11 protein-coding genes and 1 pseudogene are annotated in these 21120 nt (G+C 73.2%); 1 reads left to right on the top strand and 11 read right to left on the bottom strand.

What is annotated here, in order from left to right:
• Positions 1-9: 9 nt before the first annotated feature.
• The 8 genes from ABZ463_RS02305 to ABZ463_RS02270 form a co-directional block, all read right to left on the bottom strand.
• On the bottom strand, positions 10-447 hold the full coding sequence (locus ABZ463_RS02305; protein WP_362772111.1) for an acyl-CoA thioesterase: 438 nt from the start codon (positions 445-447) through the stop codon (positions 10-12).
• Positions 447-6287: a type I polyketide synthase gene (locus tag ABZ463_RS02300; protein WP_362772109.1), complete on the bottom strand. Its 5841-nt coding sequence runs from the start codon at positions 6285-6287 to the stop codon at positions 447-449. Before ABZ463_RS02300 ends, ABZ463_RS02305 begins: the two co-directional genes overlap by 1 nt.
• Positions 6284-7267, bottom strand: a complete 984-nt coding sequence (locus tag ABZ463_RS02295) for an enediyne biosynthesis protein (RefSeq protein ID WP_352012646.1) — start codon at positions 7265-7267, stop codon at positions 6284-6286. The genes ABZ463_RS02300 and ABZ463_RS02295 overlap by 4 nt, the downstream gene beginning before the upstream one ends.
• Positions 7264-9231, bottom strand: coding sequence for a CRTAC1 family protein (locus tag ABZ463_RS02290; RefSeq protein ID WP_362772107.1), 1968 nt, complete (start codon positions 9229-9231; stop codon positions 7264-7266). Before ABZ463_RS02290 ends, ABZ463_RS02295 begins: the two co-directional genes overlap by 4 nt.
• A 3-nt stretch (positions 9232-9234) precedes the next feature.
• Complete coding sequence (locus tag ABZ463_RS02285) at positions 9235-10257, bottom strand: DUF1702 family protein (protein ID WP_352012648.1); 1023 nt, start codon at positions 10255-10257, stop codon at positions 9235-9237.
• Positions 10258-10435: 178 nt separating this feature from the next.
• Positions 10436-11416, bottom strand: coding sequence for a DUF1702 family protein (locus ABZ463_RS02280; RefSeq protein WP_352012649.1), 981 nt, complete (start codon positions 11414-11416; stop codon positions 10436-10438).
• 187 nt (positions 11417-11603) lie between these two features.
• On the bottom strand, positions 11604-12401 hold the full coding sequence (locus tag ABZ463_RS02275; protein ID WP_362772104.1) for a TIGR03084 family metal-binding protein: 798 nt from the start codon (positions 12399-12401) through the stop codon (positions 11604-11606).
• A gap of 149 nt (positions 12402-12550) precedes the next feature.
• Positions 12551-16522, bottom strand: a complete 3972-nt coding sequence (locus ABZ463_RS02270) for a hypothetical protein (RefSeq protein ID WP_362772102.1) — start codon at positions 16520-16522, stop codon at positions 12551-12553.
• A 595-nt stretch (positions 16523-17117) separates the two neighbouring features.
• Here ABZ463_RS02270 and ABZ463_RS02265 point away from each other — a divergent pair.
• Positions 17118-18098, top strand: a pseudogene (locus ABZ463_RS02265) (RNA polymerase sigma factor); the annotation flags it as partial.
• 12 nt (positions 18099-18110) lie between these two features.
• Here the strand turns inward: ABZ463_RS02265 and ABZ463_RS02260 are convergent.
• The 3 genes from ABZ463_RS02260 to ABZ463_RS02250 form a co-directional block, all read right to left on the bottom strand.
• Positions 18111-19349 carry a cytochrome P450 gene (locus tag ABZ463_RS02260; protein ID WP_362772100.1) on the bottom strand — a complete coding sequence of 413 codons (1239 nt, stop codon included), beginning with the start codon at positions 19347-19349 and terminating at the stop codon, positions 18111-18113.
• Between the two features lie 63 nt (positions 19350-19412).
• Positions 19413-20807 carry an FAD-dependent oxidoreductase gene (locus ABZ463_RS02255; protein ID WP_352012653.1) on the bottom strand — a complete coding sequence of 465 codons (1395 nt, stop codon included), beginning with the start codon at positions 20805-20807 and terminating at the stop codon, positions 19413-19415.
• Positions 20797-21027 (bottom strand): ferredoxin, encoded by a 231-nt coding sequence (locus tag ABZ463_RS02250; protein WP_352012654.1) that lies wholly within the window; start codon positions 21025-21027, stop codon positions 20797-20799. Before ABZ463_RS02250 ends, ABZ463_RS02255 begins: the two co-directional genes overlap by 11 nt.
• Positions 21028-21120: the final 93 nt, after the last annotated feature.

Below are 21120 nucleotides of genomic sequence, written 5' to 3'. Positions count from 1 at the left end.
TGGCCGTTCCTAGGACAGGTATGGTTCGAGCGCGCGGGTCAGCGGCTCGGGGACCCTGGCCGGGACGGTCCGGCTGTTCGGGCCGCGCATGCACGCGACCCGCTGCCTGCCCCTGGCGACCAGCGTCTCCCCGCATGGGGCCTCTCCCGGGTCGAGCCGGACGTAGTCGAAGCCGAACTCGATCTGGGTCTGGGCGAGGTCCACCAGGCGCATCCTGATGGACAGCTCGTCGAAGGCCGTGATCTCGGCGAAGAACTCGCAGTCCACCCGCAGCGTGAACAGCTTCAGGTCCTCCTGCAGTTCGCCGAGCACGTCGGGGGCGTGGAGCTTGAGGAACATCTCCCGGCAGCGCCCCTGCCAGCGCAGGTAGTTGACGTAGTAGACGTTGCCGACGAGGTTGGTCTCCTCGAAGCCGACCGTGTGCAGGTACTCGAAGTAGTTGCCCATCACCGCCGCCCCTCGGTGAGGATCGCGAAGACCACCGGCTCCACGGCGTCTCGCAGCGTCGTCACCAGCGTCGCGACCCGCAGGCCGCCGGAGGCGAGGACCGTCCACGCGTCCCGCCGCTCCGAGGTCCAGGTGAGCGGCGCCCCAGGGGGCAGGCCCGCCTTGCGCAGGCACTCGGCGGCGGCCCACACGCGTGTCGCCGCGGCGTCCAGGCTGCCGCCCAGCTCCATCGCGACCAGCTCGGCGAGCCCGAAGTGCGGGCCGAGCAGTCCCCGCCAGTCCTCGACCGTCCGTTCCCGCACGGCCTCGACGTCGCAGCCGGTCGTGCCGACGGCCACGACGCACAGGGTCAGCCCGGCGCCGTGGGAGGCCGAGACCGTCCTGCCGCCGTCCACCTCGGGCCGCCCGTCGGGGCGGTGGCGGACCTCGACGGGACGCCCGAGGGCGCGCCCGGCCGCCACGGTGGTCATGGCCCTGCGCTCCGCCGTGCTCCCGGTCCGTTCCGGCAGGTGGGGCAGGTCGGGCAGGCTCCGCAGGTCGGGGCCGGGCCCAGGGTCAGGCTCGGCGGGGCCGGGTTCGACGACGACGGCGACGGCGGCCCCGGTCAGGTCCTCGACCGTACGCTCCAGGTAGGGGCCGAGCAGCGGCGCGACCCACGGCCCCCGCCCGTCCCCCTTACGTACGGCCCGCAGCCGCAGCCCGTCCCAGCGCTCGACGACCCGGCCCGCGCCGTCCCGCACGGCGATGTCGTAGACGTAGGTGTCGCCGTCGCGCAGCCGTTCGGTCGCGCAGTAGCGCAGCCCGCCCGCCTCGGTCAGCGCGGCGCCGCCCGGCTGGAGGCGTTCGATCCCCGAGGGCAGCAGCGTCGCGTCCGGCACGCAGACCTGGTTGCCGTGCATCAGCGCGTCGCGTACGCCGGGGTCGCCGAGCAGCAGCTCACCGGAGAGGAACCCGGCGAACCAGCCGGTGTCCCCGTCCGCCGCCACGTCGGCGTCGACGTGCCTGGCCGCGGCCCTGTGGTAGCGGCGCAGCCGCTGGAAACGCCCGCCCTGGAACAGGATCTCGCCGTACAGGTCGGCCGCCGGGTCGAGCGGTACCGGGGGCAGCCCCTCGGTGACCTGCTCCGGCGGCCCGTCCTGGGCCGCCTCCCCGTCGAAGCGCAGCCGCGCCCTGAAGTGGTCGGCGTCGAAGCCGGTCTCCGCGCTGCGCACGGCGACCTCGACGGTCTCGTCCCCGGTGACGGCGGCGGCGATCCTGATCGTCGTCGTGCCGTCCGGCGGCACCACGATGGGCCGCAGGAACTCGGCCTGCTCGATCGTCGGCGGCCGCTCCCGGGCCGTGCCGAGGGTCGCCACGGCCACCTGGGTCATCGCCTCCATGCCGAAGACCGCGGGGAAGAGCAGGTTGCCGTCGAGGTGGTGGTCGGCGAGGTAGAGGTCGGTGCCCGCGTTCAGCTCGGTCTCGACGACCAGTTCGACGCCGTGGTAGCGGACCAGCGGCCTGCCGACGAAGCGCAGCAGCGGCAGCGGGGGCAGGTCGTGGCGGACGGTGCCGACGCCCTCGGTGCGCCCGCTGACCACCACGACGGTGGGCGTCTCGGGGTCGGCCAGCAGCCTGCGCATGATCCTTACCCCCTGGTCGGGGGTGATCGGGGTGACGCCGTCCCGGGACAGCGTCTCGACGACGTCGAGCCGCTCCCCCATGCCGACACCCGACCAGACCGACCACTCGACGCACAGGGCACGGCAGCCGGGGTGGTCGCGGGCGACCTCCTCGGTGAGGCAGGCCAGCCACTCGTTCGCGGTGGCGTAGTGCCCCTCCCCGCGCAGTCCCGCCCGGCCGATGATGCTGCCGAACGTCACCAGCAGGCGCAGCGAGCCGGGATCGACCGCGTCGAGCACCGCCCGCAGCCCGTCAACCTTGGGGGCGAGGGTGCGGTGGAAGGCCGCCATGTCCAGGCCGGTGATCGCGCCCGGCTCGTTGCGTCCCGCGCCGTGCAGCACCGCGGTGACCGGCCCGGTCTCCGCCGTCGCCTCCGCCACGGCCGCGCGCAGCCCGTCCGCGTCGGTGACGTCGGCCCTGGCGTACCTGACGGTCACCCCGGTGTCGGACATCCGCCGCAGGTTGGCCGCGAGTTCCTCGTCCCGCTCCGGGTCGGAGCGTCCGACGACGACGAGGGCGGCGCCGCTGTCGGAGGCCAGGGCGAGCGCGCACTCGGCGGTGATGCCCTTGCCGCCTCCGGTCACCAGCAGCACGTCCGTACCGTCCAGCGGCTGGACGACCCGGGTGGGCCGTACGGGCATGGCGCGCAGGGTCGGCACCCGGCGTGTGCCCTCCTCGTCGTAGTGGGCCTCCGCGTAGCGCGTGGTCGCCGCGACCTCGCCGACGACCCAGCCGACGGCCTGTCCGGTCACCGGCACGTGCGCGACGGTCGTGCGCAGGTGGGGCGCCTCAAGGAAGAGCGTCCTGGCCAGTCCGGCGGCGCCTCTGCCGTGCTGTACCAGGACGAACCGGGTCCCCGGCTCGGCCGCCAGGGCCGCCTGGGCACCGAGCAGGGCCTGCTCCAGGTCCTGCCGCGCGCACTCGGGCGGCAGGCAGACCAGGACTCCCCGGCCGACGCCCGCCCCTTCGAGCTCCCGGCGCAGCGTCTCGGCGAAGGGGTGCTCCCCCGCCGTGTACAGCGTCCAGCGGCCGTTGTCCTCCCGTACGCGTGCGGCGGGCGGCGGCACCTCGTCGAGGTCCACGGCGAACGACCTGGCCCAGGCGGCGGCGCCGGCGACCGTCGCCGCCGTCTCCTGGCCCTGTCCTGTCTCGGCGAGCGTGCCCAGGGCGTCGGCCAGCTCCATCACGGTCGCCGTGGCGAAGTTGGTCGGCGCCTGCGCCGAGGACAGGCCCATCCGCCGGGCCGCCTGGTTGACGATCTGCCCGACCGTGATGGAGCTCAGGTGCAGGTCGTCGAGCAGGTGGCTGTCGGCACGCACCATGTCCATGGGCAGCTCGGCGCGCTCCGCGGCCAGCCTCCGCAGCATGTCCAGGGCGCTCTCCTCCTCGCCGCCCTCCTGCGGCGGCAGCGGGGCCCGCGGGGTCTCCCGCCGCTCCGCGGGCCGTACGGCGGAGCTCAGCCGTACCTCGGGGGCCCGCTCGCAGGGGCTCTCGAAGAACGACAGCGGCGCGCCGAGCCGCAGCGGCCTGACCAGCCTGCCGTGGAAGAGCGCCTCGTGCGCGACCGGGGCTCCGGCGACGTAGGCGGCGGCGACCACCCGCAGCAGCCCGGCCGACGACTCCTCGTCGGTGTCCAGCGCGACCGCGGGCACGTCGGTCACCGCGGCGGCCAGCCCGCTGAGCACCCGTCCGGGGCCGACCTCGACGAACAGGTCGATGTCCTTGGCCGCCAGTTCCACCGCCTGGGCGAACAGCACGGGGTCGGTGACCTGCCTGCGCAGCAGCGCCGGGATGTCGGTCTCCGGCGTCAGCGCCTCCCCGGTGACCGTGGAGACGACGCGCGCCCCGACCCGGTCGAACTCCTCCCCTGCCAGCCGTTCGCCCAGTTCCCGCGCGGCGGGCGCGACGAGCGGCGAGTGGAAGGCGTGCGACACCCGCAGAGGGGTCCACTGCAGCCCCTCCGCGAGGGCCCTGCGCCCGGCCTCCCGTACGGCGTCGGCCGGCCCGGCCACGACGGTCTGCCGAGGGCCGTTGTATCCGGCGATCACGACGGGCAGGTCCCCGGTCAGGGCGGTGACCGCGTCCGGGGAGGCGGCGATGCCCGCCATGGTCCCCGAGGCGGCGTGCTCGGACATGGCCCTGCCCCTGGCCGCGGCGACCCGCAGCAGGGTCTCCTCGTCCATCGCCCCCGCCCAGTGCAGCGCGGACAGCTCGCCCAGGCTGTGGCCGACGGCGACGTCCGCCTCGACGCCGAGGACGGCCAGGGCGCGCAGGCCCGCGACGGAGCCGGTGACGATGCGCGGCTGGGCCACCTCGGTCGCGACCATGTCGCCGCCCGAGGGCAGGTCCGCCCTGAGGTAGACCTCCTCGACCTCGGCGAAGCGCCTGCGCAGGGCACCGCCGCTGGTGCCCCTGCCCGAACCCTGCCCGGGGAAGAGGTAGCCGATCCTGCCCGGCCCGCTCACGTGGCCGAGGAAGCCCCTGCCGTCGGCGGAGAACAGCGGGATCTCCCCCGCGTCGAGGGCCGCGAGCACCCGGCGCAGCCCGCGTTCGGCGTCCTCGGGCGAGGAGACGACGACGGCCGCCCGGTACGGCAGGCCGCGCAGCTCACGCTGGAGCGTGGCGGCCAGGTCGCCCAGCTCCGCGTACGACAGGGCGGGCACGAAGTCCGCCAGCTCGGCCAGGCGTTCGCGCAACTCGGGCGGTGAGGCGCCGTCGAGCATCAGCAGTTCGGCGTCCTGGGCCGAGGAGGCGAGCGCCCTGGTCCTGCCGTCGAACCTGGCCTGCCTGCGCGGGCCGGGCTTCTCAAGGACCACGTGGGTGTTGATGCCGCCGAAGCCCATGGCGGTCACGCCCGCGCGCACCGGCGTCCCGCCGGGCCACGGCTCCGCCTTGCGCAGCACCCGCAGCCGCGCCGTCTCCTGCGTCAGCACCGGGTGCGGGTCGACGCAGCCCGTGGTCGGCGGCAGCACCTGGTGGTGCACCGCCAGGGTGGCCTTGATGAGCCCGGCGACCCCGGCCGCGGCCTTGGTGTGCCCGATCATCCCCTTGATCGAGCTGATCGCCGCACGCGGGCCGTCGGCGTGGGAGAGGGCCTGGGTCAGGGCCGTGAGCTCGGTCCTGTCGCCGACCTCGGTGCCGGTGCCGTGCCCCTCGAACATGGCGACGGTCTCGATGCCGAAGCCCGCCCGTTCGTAGGCGCGGCGCAGCGCCAGCCGGTACCCGCTGACCTCGGGCCTGGTGATGCCGCCCCTTCCGTCCGAGGAGACGCCCCACCCGGCGACGGTCGCGTAGATCCGTCTTCCGGCCTCGACGGCGTCCCGCTCGCGCATCAGCACGACCATCCCGCAGCCCTCGCCGGGCCAGAAGCCGTTCGACCCGCGGTCGTAGAGCCGCATCTCCCCCCTGGCCAGGGCGCCGGTCTTGGCGAAGCCCACGATCTCGAACGGGTCGATGGACAGGTCGACCCCGCCCGCGACGGCCACGTCGAGGTCGCCGTCGGCCAGGGCCCTGGCGGCGGTGACCACCGACAGCAGTGAGGAGGAGCAGGCGCCGTCCACGGTGTAGCCGCCGCCCTTGAGGTCGAAGTGGTTGCAGATGCGCCCGGCGATCGTGTTGGAGAGCCCGCCCGCCAGGGTGTCCTCGTCGGGGACGGGGAAGGGGCTCTTGTAGGCGGCCTCCAGGTCGTCGAGGAAACCGGCGAGCCGTTCGTCGTCCCAGTCCCGCTCCTTGAGCGCCGCCGCGACGGTGCGCCGCACGTACGGCCAGCGCAGCCGCATCAGGTTGGCCCTGGCGAACTCCCCGGTGAGGGTGTTGCCGACGATGACGCCGGTGCGTTCCCTGGCCAGTCCCTCCGCGCCGGGGAAGCCCGCGTCGGCCAGGGCGAGCGCGGCCGTGTCGAGCGCCAGCCAGTGGGTGAGGTCGGTCGAGCGGTAGGTGCTTCCGGCGATCTTGTAACCGATCCGGTCGAAGGCGTAGCCCTCGATGACGGCCGCGTTGCGCGCGTAGAAGCGGTCGGGGGCGGCCGGGTCGGCGTCCCAGTAGTCCTCAAGCCGCATGCGCGTGTCGGGCAGCCTGCGGAACGCCCGCCGTCCGGCCAGGACGTTCTCCCACAGTTCCCTCGGCGAGGCGGCGTCGGGATAGCGGCACGCCATGCCGACGATCGCGATCCTGCTCATACCGAGGCGACCTCCTTGCCGGTGCTCGCCAGGCCGTCCTGGGCGCGCGCGGTCAGGCGCGCCAGGGTCTCGCGCTGCTCGCGCCCCTTGTCCACGAAGTGGAGCGACCACAGGAAGACCCCGCGGACGAGGCAGACGGCCGCGGTGGCGAAGAAGATGCCGTAGGGGATGTGCACGGCCGTGAGGAGGCCGTACGTCAGGGCGACTCCGCCGCCGAAGAGCATCTGCGCCGCGGGTCTCGACGGGCTCGTCCCCGGGTCGGTGACCATGTAGTTGGTGAAGAGGATGAAGGCGACGCCGGTCATCATGCCCAGCGCCCCGGAGATCGAGGTGCCGAAGAACAGGCCGCGCAGGACCGCCTGCACGGCGAAGCCGCCGACCCAGGCGGCGATCAGCCACATCCGCCCGGTGAGCTTGCCGTTGATCATGCTGCCGCCGAGGATGATGATCGCGGGAATGAGCCAGTCGATCCAGGTGTCGACGTTCTCCGTGAAGTGGTACGGCGGCGCGATGCTGGCCCAGGGCAGGATCAGCAGGATGACGGCGATGCCGAAGTTCGACGGGTTCATGAAGTGGCGCATCTTCCCGCGGACCGGTGCCCGCAGCACCCACTTGGCGCCGACCGCGACGACCACCCCGAAGATCATCACCAGGATCTGGTCGTTGACGTAGATGAGCATGTTCATGGCCAGGCTGGTGATGTGCGCCGGGTAGAGGAACTCCACCAGGCCGCGCGGGCCGTTGCCCGTGTAGCGCGGCGCCCGTCCCTCGGCCCTGGCCGAGACGAACTCGAGCGCGATCTCCACCACGTAGCCGGTCGCCACGGCGACGAAGGGCCACAGCCACGGCTGCTCGAACCCGAGGAGGATGTAGCCGACGGTGTTGAAGACCGTGATGGATATCGCGAAGTTGCGCAGTGCGATGGTGACCTTGGGGTCGTGGCGCGGGGGGTTGTGCGTCCTGTCAGACATCTCGGTCATCTCTCCTTGGCCTGGCCGCCGAGTTCGAGGCGGTGCCTGCCCGGCGTCAGCTGAAGATCCTGGTCGTGTACCTGTCCGGCCCGGTCGCGCCAGCGCAGGTTGACCCGCACGGGACCGGTGACGTTCCTGCCGAGCCCGATGTGCACCTCGCTGCTGCGCTTGCCCGAGTGCCCGCTGCCGCCGTCCACCCTGCCGAGGAGCCTGCGCCCGTCCGGTGTCGTCACCGTGACCTGCGCGCCGGTCACCGGCGAGCCGGGGGCGGGCAGCGCGCCGGGAACCGGGGTGGCCTCGCGGGTCAGCCGCAGTTCGAGGAAGGCCCCGGGTGAGGGGCTCTGGTTGCGGTAGAAGACGGGCTCGCCCCACTGCCTGGCGACCGCGAAGTCGAGCCTGCCGTCGCCGTCGGCGTCACCGGTCGCGACCCCCCGCGTCGGCACCGGTACGGCCAGCCCGAGTTCCCTGGCCACGTCGACGTAGGTGCCGTCGGGACACCTGACGAAGAAGTGCAGCGTCTGGGTTCCCGCGACGTCGTCGCCCGCGCGCACGTTCGGCCACCAGTAGGGGTTCTGCAGCAGCTGGTCGTTGGCCGTGGCCAGTTCCTGCAGCTGCGGCCAGCGGTCGACCTCGCCCTTCACGAACCCGGTGGCCTGGACGATGCTGAGGTCCCCGCCGTTGTCGAAGTCGTCGATCTTGACGTCCCAGCCCCAGCCCGACCAGGCGGTGCGCGCCTGGGCGCTGCGGTCGGTCCACGGCGCCTCGCCCCGGCTGAGCCTCTCGCGCAGGGCGGCCTTGTCGCCGGAGGCGGACATGAACTGGAAGTTGCTCTCCTCGATGCCGAAGGAGGTGGTGATGTTGCTGACGAACATGTCGTAGACGCCGTCGCCGTTGAGGTCGCCGAAGTCGAGGCCCATGCCCTTGAAGGAGTCGTGGCCGATCGTCTTGGACTTGGGGATCAGCGGCGAGCGCACCCCCTCGACGAGCGAGAGCCTGATGTGGCCGGGCGTCGAGCGGTTGTAGAACATCCGGTCGGGGCCGAAGTCGTTGGCGAGGTACAGCTCGGGCAGCTGGTCGCCGTCGAGGTCGGTGGCGGCGGCGGCGAGCTCCCACCCCTTGGAGGCCGTCTCGGGCAGGACGTCGTCGAGCCGCTGGTAGGTGACCGAGGGGTCGGCTCCGGTGACCGAGCCGGTCCAGCGGAAGAAGAAGTCGTCCCCGCCGTTGTGCGCGTCGGACATGGAGTGGTTCATGCGCACCAGGCCGGTGCCGCGGGAGTCGAGCACCGCGCTCTGCGGGAAGTAGTTGCCGATGAAGACGTCGTCGTGTCCGTCGCCGTCGAAGTCCGCCACGGTCGCGGCGTTGGTGTTCCACTGCGGGCCGCTGTAGAGGCCGCCGGTGGCGTTGGGGCCGGGCACCAGCTCGACCGGCCGGTAGGCGCCGGGGCCGAGCCTGGTGGCGCCCGGCCTGGCGAGGTAGAGGATCGGCGTACGGCCCCACATGTAGACGAGCAGGTCGAGGCGGCCGTCCTCGTTGAAGTCGCCGGGGACGCACCCCATGGGGGCGATGTGGTCGTTCATGGGCAGCGTGCCGGGGTCGAGCGCGAAGGGCGCGTACCTGTCGGTCTTCCCGCCGGGGACGGGGGTGACCACGGTCTGGTCGATGCGCGGGTCGACCAGGCACAGGTCGTTGGACAGGCCGTCCCCGTCGAGGTCGTTCATCGCGATCGCCGCCCCGACCGAGGAGATCCACGCGTCGATGTGCGTGTAGTCGGGGTGCACCCCGCGGATCTCCTGCTGCCGGAAGCCTCCGGGCAGGGCGATGGACATCGGGGCGAAGGAGTACCTGCTCGCCATGCGGGCCGTGTCCGCGGCCGAGGGCGTGGGAATGCGGGCCACCACGAACGCGCTCACGATCAGCACGAGCGCGAGGACTCCGGGGAGCTGCCTGCGCAGCCAGCCCGCTGTCGCTGTCACGTCCTAACACCTCCCAAGGGATGCGAACTCGTCGGCGATGCGCCGCCGCCACACCTCGTAGGCGGGCACCTCGCCCTGGACGGGCCCGTCGGGACGGGCCTTCTCACTGATCCGCGCCGCCTGTTCCGGGGTCATGTCGCAGAAGACCCGGGTGGCCAGGAGCGTGTGCGGCACCACGAGGCCGGCCCGTTGCCTGGCCTCGGCCGCGAACGCGCAGCCCTGGGCGATCTGCGGGCGGTATCGGCCCGCGCGCTCCCAGAAGGCCAGCAGTTCCCCCTCCTCCGCGCCGCCCGCGTAGCTGGCGGCCAGCCCGGCGCCCGCGTACAGGTCGGCCCTGCGTTCCTCGGGGAATCCGTCGATCATCGTGGCGACGAGTTCCACGTCCGTCCCGCCGACGAACCACATGGCCCGTCCCACGCCCTGGTCGATGGCGTGCCCGGCGTACCAGCGGAAGCGGTCGGCCGTCCAGGGGAAGTCGGGATCGCGGAAACGGGCGTGGACGTAGCGGCCGGTGTGGAAGTAGGCCTGGTGGAAGCCGTACCCGTCGAGGACGAGCCAGCGCAGCAGCGGATCGTAGGCCGAGACGTCGGGCCACAGGAAACGCGGCAGTCTGGCCATCGCCCAGCCGACCCCGACGTAGACCATGTAGAGGTGGTCGTCACCGCGCCCGGCGAGGAGGTCTCCCGTTCTGCGGCCCCCGGTGAACGGCAGGGCGTCCAGTACGGCGGAGCCCATGCCCGCGCCCTCGTAGGCGAAGCCGCGGAAACGGGTGGGAATCGTCTCAAGCCGCTGTTCCGCCTCACGGGCCGAGCGTGAACCGGCCACGTGCGCGTAACCGGCCAGAAACGATTCACCAATCGTTTCCAGCAATTCCCTCGCCTGTGGGCTTTTCTCATTGAAACCGCGCGTCCCGAGTTTCGTGGCCGAGACGCCCGGGGTCAGAATTCGGCGCCTCAGCGCCCTCAACGCATTGGCCACTTGCCGCCTCACGCCCCTTATTCCGGATAGATTCGTCTCCTCGCCCATCTGACGACAAATCTACACAGGCACCTTGACCGACTGTCTACTTCAAACGTGCTCACGGAAACGCAAAGGAAGCCTTCCTGCAATCGGGCGCATGATTAACGGCGACGACAGCGGATGGTCCCGCGCCATCAATTCACAAAAAGGCCGCAACAATTACGCGGAAATGCGGCGTCCGCCGTCAGCCCGTCCGCAGGGACAGGTGGGCGCGCACCTTCCCGCGCCACAGCTCGTAGGCGGGCAGCCCGCCGGAGCCCCGCTCGACGGCCGAGTCGTCCGCGAGCGCGACCGCGGCCTCCGCGGTCAGGTCCGCCAGGGCCCGGACCGCCGTCTCGGTGTGCGGCGGCACGAACCCCGCGTAGTGGCGGGCCTTGGCCGCGAAGACCGCGCCCTGGGCCAGCTCCGCCCCGTGCCCGGCGGCCTCCTCGCGCAGCGCGGCCAGATCCTCCGCCTCCGCCCCGCCCGCGAACGCCGCCGCCAGCCCGACGCCGCTCCACAGGTCGGCCCTCCGGTGTTCCGCGAAGCGCCCGACCGTGGCCGCGACGTCGCCGGGACGGCCTCCGTGGACGAACCACAGCGCCCGGCCGACCCCCTGGTCCGCCGCCCTCGGGAAGTAGTCCGGCATGCCCTCCCACGGGTAGGGCGCGGCCACGCGCTGCCGGCCGACCCAGCGCGCGGTGTCGAAGTAGGCGCGGTCGAAGCCGTACCCGTCGACGGCCAGCCAGCTCATCGTCGGGTGGTACGGCAGGCCCGTCAGGTCGGGAACCGCCCTGCTCCACAGCACCCTCGGCAGCCGGGCGAGCGCGAACCCGATGCCGATGTAGGTCAGGAAGAGGTGCGGCCTGCCGGGGCCGAGCAGGAGGTCGCGGGTGCGGGTGCCACGGCCGCCGCCCATCGCGTCGAGGACGGCGCAGGCCATCGTCGCGCCCTCGTAGGCGAAGCCGCGCAGTTCCCGGTCGACCATCGCGAGCCTGCGCTCGACCTCCCACTGGTCCCGCGCGTTGACGCCCCACTCGAACCCGCACACCACCGCCTGGGGGATCGCCTCCAGGCGCCGGGTCGCCTCGGAGGGGACGACCTGGAAGCCGCGCCCCGCGAAGGTCACCTCGGCCAGGGAGGGCGCGAGCAGCAGGCTGCGCAGCGATCCGAAGACGGTGGGCATGGGACCTCCCTGCTCGGGTGACCCTTTCATGCTCCCTTCCCGCGGGTCGTGACGCATCTCTTGGATTGCGCCACCCCGGCGGACGGATCACGTCATCCGCCTCACGCGTGCGCGGCCCGGGGCGCGCCCGTCGTGGGCGCGCCCCGGGCCGCGCGGGGTCGTCGTGGAGGTCGTCGCGGGTTTTCCGTCAGCGGGTGGCGAACTGTCCCGGGGCACGGCCCTGGCCTGCGGGCCCCCGGTAGGCCTGGGCGATGTCCAGCCACCGGTCGGCCTCCGCCCCCGAGGCGGTGAGCGCGAGGTCGGCACGGTGCCTGCGCCTGACCACGAGCAGGCAGAAGTCGTGGGCCGGGCCGACGACCCGCTGCCCGGCGTCCTGGGGCCCGAAGGCCCACGACTCGCCGGAGGGCGCGGTCAGCTCGAAGCGGAACTCCTCACCCGGCGGCGTCAGGCCCCGCGCCTGGTAGCCGAAGTCCCTGGTCAGGGTGGCGAACCAGGCCAGGTGCCTGATCCGGTCCGTCGGCTCCCGCCGTACCCCGAGCGCGTCGGCGATGTCCTGGCCGTGCCCGAAGAGTTCCATGTATCCGGCGCAGCCGAGCACGGCGGGCGGAAGCGGCCTGACCAGCCACGGCACGACCTGGTTCTCCGGCACCGCGGCGAGCGCCGCGAGCGAGGCCGCGCGTCCCGCCCGCCAGCGGGCCAGCAGTTTCTCCGGCGGGTCGTCCAGATAGTCCGCGAGGGCGGCGTTCACCGCCCCGTCGAAGTCCTTGCCCGCCCGCGCGGCCAGCGCCCCGAACGTCTCGGGGTCGGAGGCCGCCAGTTCGGCCAGGCGGAAGATGAAGGTGAGGTGCGCGATCTGGTGTCTGATCGTCCATCCGGGCGCGGGGGTGGGAAGCGCCCACCCGTCGGCGTCGAGGCCTTCGACCATGCGGTCGACTTCCTCGCCCTCCGCGGCCAGGTCGGAGATCACGTCCTGCAACTGGGTCACGAGCCTGTCCTCTCGCAGGGAAACTCGCAGGGAACCTCCAGGGAAGGAGGTCTGCCGAACACCTCACCGCGGCGGCGCGTTCTGCCCCAGCATGCATCGGTGCGAACCGGCTGTCTTCTCCCTGTGTGCTGTCCGTGGTCACCGGGTGGTCACCGGCAGGGTGGCTCGTACGGCATGTCGGGGAAGTGGTGGCCCCACTCGGCGCGGGTGATCCTGGGGTGCGCGACGGCGCACACCAGGGCGGCGGCACGCTCGGAGTCGATCTCCCACAGCCGCACCGTGCGGTCCCGGCCCGCGGTGGCCAGGGTGTGCCCGTCCGGGCTGAACGCCAGCGCGTGGATCCCCTCGGTGTGGCCGCCGAGGGTGGCCAGTTCCACGGGCAGGCGCGGGTCGGTCGTGTCCCACAACCGCACCGTGCGGTCGGCTCCGGCTGTGGCCAGGATGTGGCCCCGGGGGGCGAACGCCACGGCGTAGACGGTGTCGGTGTGCGGGGTCAGCGTGGACAGGGGCCGCGCGTTCCCCGGGCGGGAGACGTCCCACAGCCTGGCGGTGCGGTCGAAGCCGGAGCCGGCCAGCACCTTCCCGTCCGGGGAGAACGCCACCGCGCTCACCCCGTCGGTGTGACCCGTCAGCGTCGCCACCGGCTCCGGCCGGACCGGACGGGAGACGTCCCACAACCGCACCGTACGGTCCCAGCCGCCGGTGGCCAGCGCCTTCCCGTCCGGGGAGAAGACCACCGCGCTCACCCCGTCGGTGTGACCCGTCAGTGTCGCCACCGGCTCCGGCCGGACCGGACGGGAGACGTCCCACAACCGCACCGTACGGTCCCAGCCGCCGGTGGCCAGCGCCTTCCCGCCCGGGGAGAAGACCACCGCGCTCACCCCGTCGGTGTGACCCGTCAGCGTCGCCACCGGCTCCGGCCGGACCGGACGGGAGACGTCCCACAACCGCACCTCGCGGTCGGGTCCCGCCGTGGCCAGGAGACGGCCGTCGGGCGAGAAGGCCACCGCGTTGACGTCGCCGGCGAAGTCCGTGAGCGTCGCCAGGGCCTTCGGACGGAGCAGGTCGGTGACCTCCCACAGGCGCACCGTGCGGTCGCGGCCCGCCGTGGCCAGGACACGGCCACCGGGGGCGAAGGCGAGCCCGCACACCGGGCCGCGGTGCGCGGTCAGCTCGCTCAGCGCCCTGGGCCTGAAGGGGTCGGCGACGTCCCACAGCCACGCCGTACGGTCCGATCCCCCGCTGGCCAGGGCACGCCGGTCGGGGCTGAAGGCGACGGAGCAGACCGTGTCGCGGTGCGCGGCGAGTACGGGACCCGGCAGGTCCCACACCCAGACGGTGTGGTCGTCGCTGGCACTGGCCAGGCTCCTGCCGCCGGGGGCGAAGGCCACCGAGACGACCGCCCCGGCCTGGCCCGACAGCACGGCGGGCTCCTCGGCGCCGGAGTCGGACACGTCCCACATCCGCACCGTGCGGTCCGTGCTCGCGCCGGCCAGGTCGCGTCCTCCCGGGCTGAAGGCCACCGAGCGCACGCCGTCGGTGTGGCCGCGCAGGACACGCCTCTCCCGGACCTTCCCGGGGTCGCCGGTGTCCCACAGCCGGACGGTGCGGTCCTGGCTCGCGCTGGCCAGCGAGCGGCCGTCCGGGCTGAACGCCACCGCGTTCACGGTGCCGGTGTGCCCGGTCAGGACCGCCGCCCGGGCAGGGGCCCGCGGCCGGGTGAGATCCCACAGCCGCACCGTGCGGTCCTGCCCGGCGCTGGCGAGGGTACGGCCTCGCGGGTCGAAGGCGACCGAGACGACGGCGTCGTCGTGCCCGGTCACGCGGGCCAGCGGTCTGGGGCGTGCGGGGTCGGCGACGTCCCACAGGCGCACCGTGCGGTCGGTTCCCGCGCTGGCGAGCACCCGTCCGTCGGGGCTGAACGCCACCGCGTTCACATCGCCGGTGTGCCCGGTGAGGACGACCGGCGCCGCGGCGCGGCGAGGGCCGCCGAGGTCCCACAACCGCACCGTACGGTCCTGCCCGGCGCTGGCCAGCGTGCGCCCGTCCGGGCTGAAGGCGAGCGCGCCGACGCCGCCGGTGTGCCCCGTCAGGACCGCGAGCGCCGCCGGGCGGTGGGGGTCGGTCAGGTCCCACAACCGCACGGTGCGGTCGCGGCTCGCACTGGCCAGCGTGTGCCCGCCGGGGCTGAAGGCGACCGCGCCGACGTTGTCGGTGTGCCCGGTCAGGCGGGTGGCGTAGGGGGTGGCGAAGGCGCTCAGCAGGGTCCCCCTGGCCTGCTCCGTCGGCACCAGCCGGTAGGCGGCGAGCCCGATCTGGGCGGCCAGGGCGGGGTTGGTCGCGCGCAGCGCGGCGGCCTCGCCCGCGGCCTTCTGGGAGACGGCGATGTTGCGCTGGCGGGTGGCCGTGCCGTTGGCGTCGGCGGCGTAGACGACGGCGGTGACGGCCAGCAGGAGCAGCGCGGTGAGCGCGGCGACGAGCTGGCGCAGGCGGCGGGTGTGCCGCCTGCCCGCGTCGAGCTCGGCGGCCCGCGCGGCCAGGCTGGCGTCGAGGAAGGCGCGCTCCCTGCCGGTGAGCACGGCGTCTCCCGTCTCGGCCCAGCTCTGCGCCTGGGCGAGCCCGACCCCCCGGTAGAGGGCTCCCGGGTCGTGGCCGAGCGACTCCCAGGTGCCGGTCGCCTCGGTGAGCCTGCGGTGGACGCGCAGCCCCTCACGGTCCTCGGCCAGCCAGCCGCGCAGCCGGGGCCATGCGCCCAGCAGTGCCTCGTGGGAGATCTCCACGGTTTCGCGGTCGAGGGTGATGAGGCGCGCGGCCGCCAGGCGTTCCAGGACGACCGGGGTGTCGGGGTCGTCCTGGTCGAGCTCACGGCGGAAGACGGGCCGCTTGGTGTCCTCGGTGCCCTCGCCGAGGGCGGTCAGCCGCAGGAACAGGCTCTTGACCAGCCGCTGCCTCCGGGGGCCGAAGGCGGCGTAGAGCGACTCGGCCGTCTGCGCGAGCGCGCCGTGCAGGCCGCCCGCCGCCTGGAAGCCCGCCAGGGTCAGCGTGTTCCCCCTGCGTCTGCGCCAGGTCTCCAGCAGGGCGTGCGAGAGCGAGGGCAGCGTTCCCGCCTGCCCGTTCGCCTGGGCCACGACGGCGGTCAGCAGCGCGGTCTCGACCGTGCAGCCCGCGCGGACCGCGGGCTGCACGACGGCGCGGCGCAACTCGTCGGTGGTCATGGGTCCAACGGCGAGCTGCGCGTCGGCGAAGGCCTCGACCAGGTCCGGGTGGCGGGTGCAGTGGGCGTAGAAGTCGGCGCGCACCCCGAGCACGACCCGGCAGCGGCTGTCGCCCGCGCCGGCCGCGGTGACCAGCGCCGCGAGGAAACGGCCGCGCTCCGTCTCGTCGTCGCAGAGGGTGAAGACCTCCTCGAACTGGTCGACGACCAGCAGCAGCTCGGCCTGTTCCGGCCGGCCGGCCAGGGCCCGACGGACGATCCGGTGCAGGCCGCGCGGGCCGGCCGCCAGTTCTTCGCACAGCCCGCCCGGGGTGTCCCCGGTGAGCCGGGCGAGCTGGAGCGCGCACTCCTCCAGGGGGCGCGGACCCGGGGTGAACAGCACCACGGGGCCCTGTCCGCCCTCGGCCCTCCTGCGCGGCACCAGCCCGGCCCGCAGCAGCGAGGACTTCCCCGCGCCCGAGGTGCCGAAGAGCGCGACCAGTCTCCGCCGCGCCAGACGGGTCCGTAACTCCTCGACGAGCCGCTCGCGGCCGAAGAACCGGTCGGCGTCCTCACTGCGGAAGGCCGCCAGGCCGACGTACGGCGGTTCCTGCCCGGCCGCCCGTTCCCCTGTCCCCCGCGGGCCGCTCCCCGAGAGTTCCGCGGCCACCTCGTGCCAGCGCCGCTCCCACTCGGTGCCGTCGCCCCCGCAGGCGCCGACGTAGGCCAGGGTCACCGCCAGGCTCGGCAGTCTCCTGCCCGCCGCCGCGCCGGACAGCGTCGCCACCGAGTAGTGCGCCCTGCGTGCCAGCAGCCGGTACGGCGGGCCACCCGCCTTCTCCCTCAGCTCGCGCAGTTCGGCCGCGAACCGCAGCAGCGCGCTGTCTCCCTCGTCCAGTGGTCGCTCGCCACGCGGCAGCGCCCCCACCTCCTCGGTCCGGTCCCCCGGTGCCCGCGCGAGGTGACGCCGGGAGACAGCCGGAGGCGGCCGTCCGAGCCTCCGGCGGGCCCTTCGGCACCGGGAACTCGCCCGGCGATTGTTGCACACGCCCCAACAGGCCGGAAGCCGGTTCTCCTCGCGTCTCCGGCGAGATCATCATCCATCACGACAAGCGCTTTCACGGCATGGCGGCCCGCCGTACCCCTCGTTGCGGGTCATCTTCCGGTCGCCGGCCGAGAACGTTGACGACCTGGACCCGCCGCGCCGCGTCGCGGGTGTTTCCGGGTCGTTCCCCACCGCGTTCCAGGAACGCCGACGAGGAAGGGAGCGAAAATCACGCGTCCGATGAGGGATCTCCTGTCCCGAGGGGCCGGAACCGTCACAGTGACCACCGTTGTGCCCGCCGCCGTGTCCTTCTCGGTGGCGTGCGGCCGCCGTACCGCGCGCCCCACCGGCCCCGGATGTCCCGCGCCACGCCGCCCCTGAGTGGCCGCAGCACACCCGTGCAGGACGTACGTTGAAATGCACAGGTGTTTGCCCTGCCGGCTCCATGAAGGATGTGATCGCCGTGACGGCCTCCGCTGAGGAAAACGTGCTGATCTTGGCCGACGACGATGACGAGACGCCCGACGCCCTGGTGACGGTCGCGGGTGCGAGTGTGGACCCGGTCAAGGACTACCTCCGGCAGATCGGCAAGGTTCCCCTGCTCAACGCCGAGCAGGAGGTCGAGCTGGCCAAGCGCATCGAGGCCGGCCTGTTCGCCGAGGAGCAGCTGGAGGTCGAGGGCGACCGGCTGCCGGTCGACGTGCGCGCCGAGCTGGAGTGGATCGCCGAGGACGGCCGTCACGCCAAGGACCACCTTCTTGAGGCCAACCTGCGTCTGGTGGTCTCGCTGGCCAAGCGCTACACCGGCCGGGGCATGCTCTTCCTGGACCTGATCCAGGAGGGCAACCTGGGCCTGATCCGCGCGGTGGAGAAGTTCGACTACACCAAGGGGTTCAAGTTCTCCACCTACGCCACGTGGTGGATCAAGCAGGCGATCACCCGGGCGATGGCCGACCAGGCGCGGACGATCCGCATCCCGGTCCACATGGTCGAGGTGATCAACAAGCTGGCCCGGGTGCACCGGCAGATGATGTCCGACCTGGGCCGTGAGCCGACCTCGGAGGAGCTGGCCCGCGAGCTGGAGATGACCCCGGAGAAGGTCGTCGAGGTCCAGCGGTACGGGCGTGAGCCGATCTCCCTGCACAGCCCGCTCGGCACGGAGGGCGACAGCGAGTTCGGCGACCTCATCGAGGACTCCGAGGCGATCACCCCCGACGAGGCGGTGGCGTTCGGGCTGCTGCAGGAGCAGCTGCACGCCGTCCTCGACACCCTGTCCGAGCGTGAGGCCGGGGTGATGGCCCTGCGGTTCGGGCTGACCGACGGCCAGCCGAAGACGCTGGACGAGATCGGCAAGGTCTACGGGGTCACCCGGGAGCGTATCCGCCAGATCGAGTCCAAGACCATGTCCAAGCTGCGTCACCCGTCCAGGTCCCAGGCGCTGCGCGACTACCTGAGCTGACGGCCGTCCGGCCTACCCCGTCAGGCCGTCGAAGGCGACCCTGAGGTGGCGGGGGCCGCGCAGGACCGGATTCCGCCGGTAGGGCGGCGGGTCTTCGGCGAGCCCGGGGTCGCTGAGCCTGCGGGCCAGCTGGGTCAGCGCGATCTGCGCCTCAAGGCGGGCCAGCGGCGCGCCGAAGCAGTAGTGGACTCCACTGCCGAAGCCGAAGTGCTGGTTGTCCGCCCGTTCCGGGTCGAACCTGTCGGGCTCGTCGAAACGCCTGGGGTCGCGGCTTCCCGAGGCCAGTACGAGCCAGATCGGCGCCCCCTTCGGGATGACGGTCCCGGCGACCTCGATGTCGGCCAGGGCGGTGCGCTGCGGCAGGAACTGCACCGGCGGCTCGAAGCGCAGCAGCTCCTCGACCAGCGGTACGGCCAGCTCCGGCTCCTTGCTGAGCCTGGCCAGGGCCTCGGGGTGGCGCAGCAGGGTGAGCATCCCGTTGGTGATGAGGTTGACGGTGGTCTCGTGGCCCGCGATGAACAGCAGGACGGCCGTTGTGATCATCTCGATCGGTGTCAGGCGTCCCTGCGGGTCCTGCGCGGTGACCATGGCCGACAGCAGGTCGTCGCCGGGTGTACGGCGGTGCTCCTCGGCGAGCCCGGCGAGATAGCGGCCCAGCTCGACCCGGGCCTGCTGGGCGGTGAGCTGCCGCTGCGCGGGGTCCTCGGACGAACTCGGGTCGATGCCCGCGACGATCCTCTCCGCCCAGACGTGGAAACGCGCCTCGTCCTCGTGGGGCACACCGAGGAGCCTGCAGATCACCATCACGGGGAAGGGGTAGGCGAAGTCGTCGACCAGGTCCGCCTCCCGCCTGTCCCCCAGGTCGTCGATCAGGCCGGTGACCATCCGGCTGAGATCCCCGCGCATGTCGTGGATGCGCCGGGGGGTGTGCGGAGGCCCGAACGGCCGCATCGCCAGCCGCCGCAGCCGGTCGTGCTCGGGCGGGTCAAGCCTGATGAAGCTGGGCGGCAGGCCCGTGTCCTCCTCGGCGTCGGGCGGCAGGCCGCCCGCCGCGCCCGGCAGCCGGTTACGGATGTCGGAGCTGATCCTCGGGTCGTGCAGCAGGCTGAGGATCTCCCAGTAGGTGCTGACCGCGTACACCCCGTCGTCCTGCCGTGAGACCGGTGTCCTGCGGAGTTCGGCGTACAGCGGGTAGGGGTCGGCGCGGTTGGCGTAGTCGGTGATCTGCCGCAGCAGGGTGCCCTGCGTCATGGCTGCTTCCTCACGGTCCTCACGGTCCTCACGATCCTCGGGCGTCGTCTGGCGCGTCGCCGGTCAGGCGCGGGCCGGGGTGAACTGGAGTCTGCGCTCGCTGGGCGCGTATCCGCTCAGCGTCACGGTCGGGCCGTGGCTCGGCAGGGAGGGGTCGGGGAAGTCGGCGGGGATCGGCCGGATGCCCCCGGCGCGCCTGTCCACGTTGGGGAAGTCGGGCGGGAAGGGCGCCGCCGACTCGATCAGCCTGCGGTAGAAGTCGATCCATCTGGCCTGGTCGAAGGCGACCGCGGCGATGACGCGCCCCTGGAAGCCGTACGTCACGACGAAGCGGTCCTCCTCCAGGGCACCCTGCGTGACGACGATCTCCTCCCCCATGGGCGGGACGCCGATGGACTTGATGTTGACCCCGAACTGGGCGGACCAGAAGGCCGGGACCCACAGGTAGGGGCGGCGGTCGAGCCCTGAGTTGATCATGTTGTGGGCGGCGATCTCGGCCTGCTCGACCGCGTTGCCCCAGTGTTCGAGCGAGAGGAACTGGTAGCCGAAGAGCGGGTGGGGGGACCTGGCGACGTCCCCGGCGACGAAGACGTCGTCGGTGACGATGCCGTGGACGTCGAAGGCGCGGCATCCCGCGTCGCAGGCGACGCCCCTCGGCCCGGCGGCCAGCCCCGATCCGGCGAGCCACTCGGTGTTGCGTATCGCGCCGAGCCCGACCACCGCGACGTCGGCGTCGATCGCGCTCCCGTCGGAAAGGTGGGCGCGCCTGAGCCGTCCCGCGGCGTCGCCCTCCAGGGCGGTCACCGTGACGCCGCAGCGCAGGTCCACGCCGTGCTCACGCTGCAGCCGCGCCGCGACCGCGCCCACGACGCCGCCGAGCGCCCCGACGAGGGGGGCGGGGCCGCGCTCGGCGACCGTGACCTCAAGGCCCCTCTCCCGGCAGGCGGAGGCGATCTCCGAGCCGGTGAACCCGGCTCCGACGACCAGCACCCGGCGGGGGCCCGCCGCCAGATGCCGGTTGAGCCCGGCGGCGTCGTCGGCGGTGCGCAGGACGAACACCCCGTCGAGGGCGGCCTCCGTCTCCTTGAACCACGGCCTGGCGCGGGTGCCGGTCGCGATGAGCAGGCGGTCGTACTCGATCTCGTCGCCGTCGGCGAGGCTGACCCGCCGTTCGGCCAGGTTGAGCCCGGTCGCGGCCACGCCGAGCCGCCAGCGGACGTCGAGGTCGCGGGCGCGCGGCAGTGTGGTCGCCTCCGCCGCCGTCCTGCCCAGCAGGACCTGCTTGGACAGGGGCGGCCTGTCGTACGGCTCGCGCGGCTCGTCGCCGATCACGGTCAGCGATCCGGTGAAGCCTCCGGCGCGCAGCGCCTCGGCTCCGTGCAGCCCCGCGAGGGAGGCTCCGACGACGACCACCCGGCCCCGCCGTCTGAGCTCCCGTGCGGCCGTCTCAGCCGACATCGGTCAGCGCTCCCCCTGGCCGTCGCGCGGTGTCCCACTCGACGGTGATGGCCTGCACCGGGCAGGCCGCCGCGGCCCGCAGGACCTGTTCGCGCCGCTCCTCGCCGGGGCCCGGGTCGTACATCAGGGCCTCCTCGCCGTGCATGGAGAAGACGTCCGGCGCCAGGAAGGCGCACTGGGCGTAGCCCTCACAACGGTTGAGATCGACGACAATCCTCACGGAACCCCCCGGCCCCTTCGGCCGTCCCCGTGGCGGGAACGGCCCTTGGGTGATGTCCAGACTAGGGCGGTGACCTGGGAGGACAAGGTCGGC

The organism is Streptosporangium sp. NPDC020145, from assembly GCF_040631275.1.
GTDB lineage: Bacteria > Actinomycetota > Actinomycetes > Streptosporangiales > Streptosporangiaceae > Streptosporangium.
This window is presented reverse-complemented; position numbering and strand designations above follow the sequence as displayed.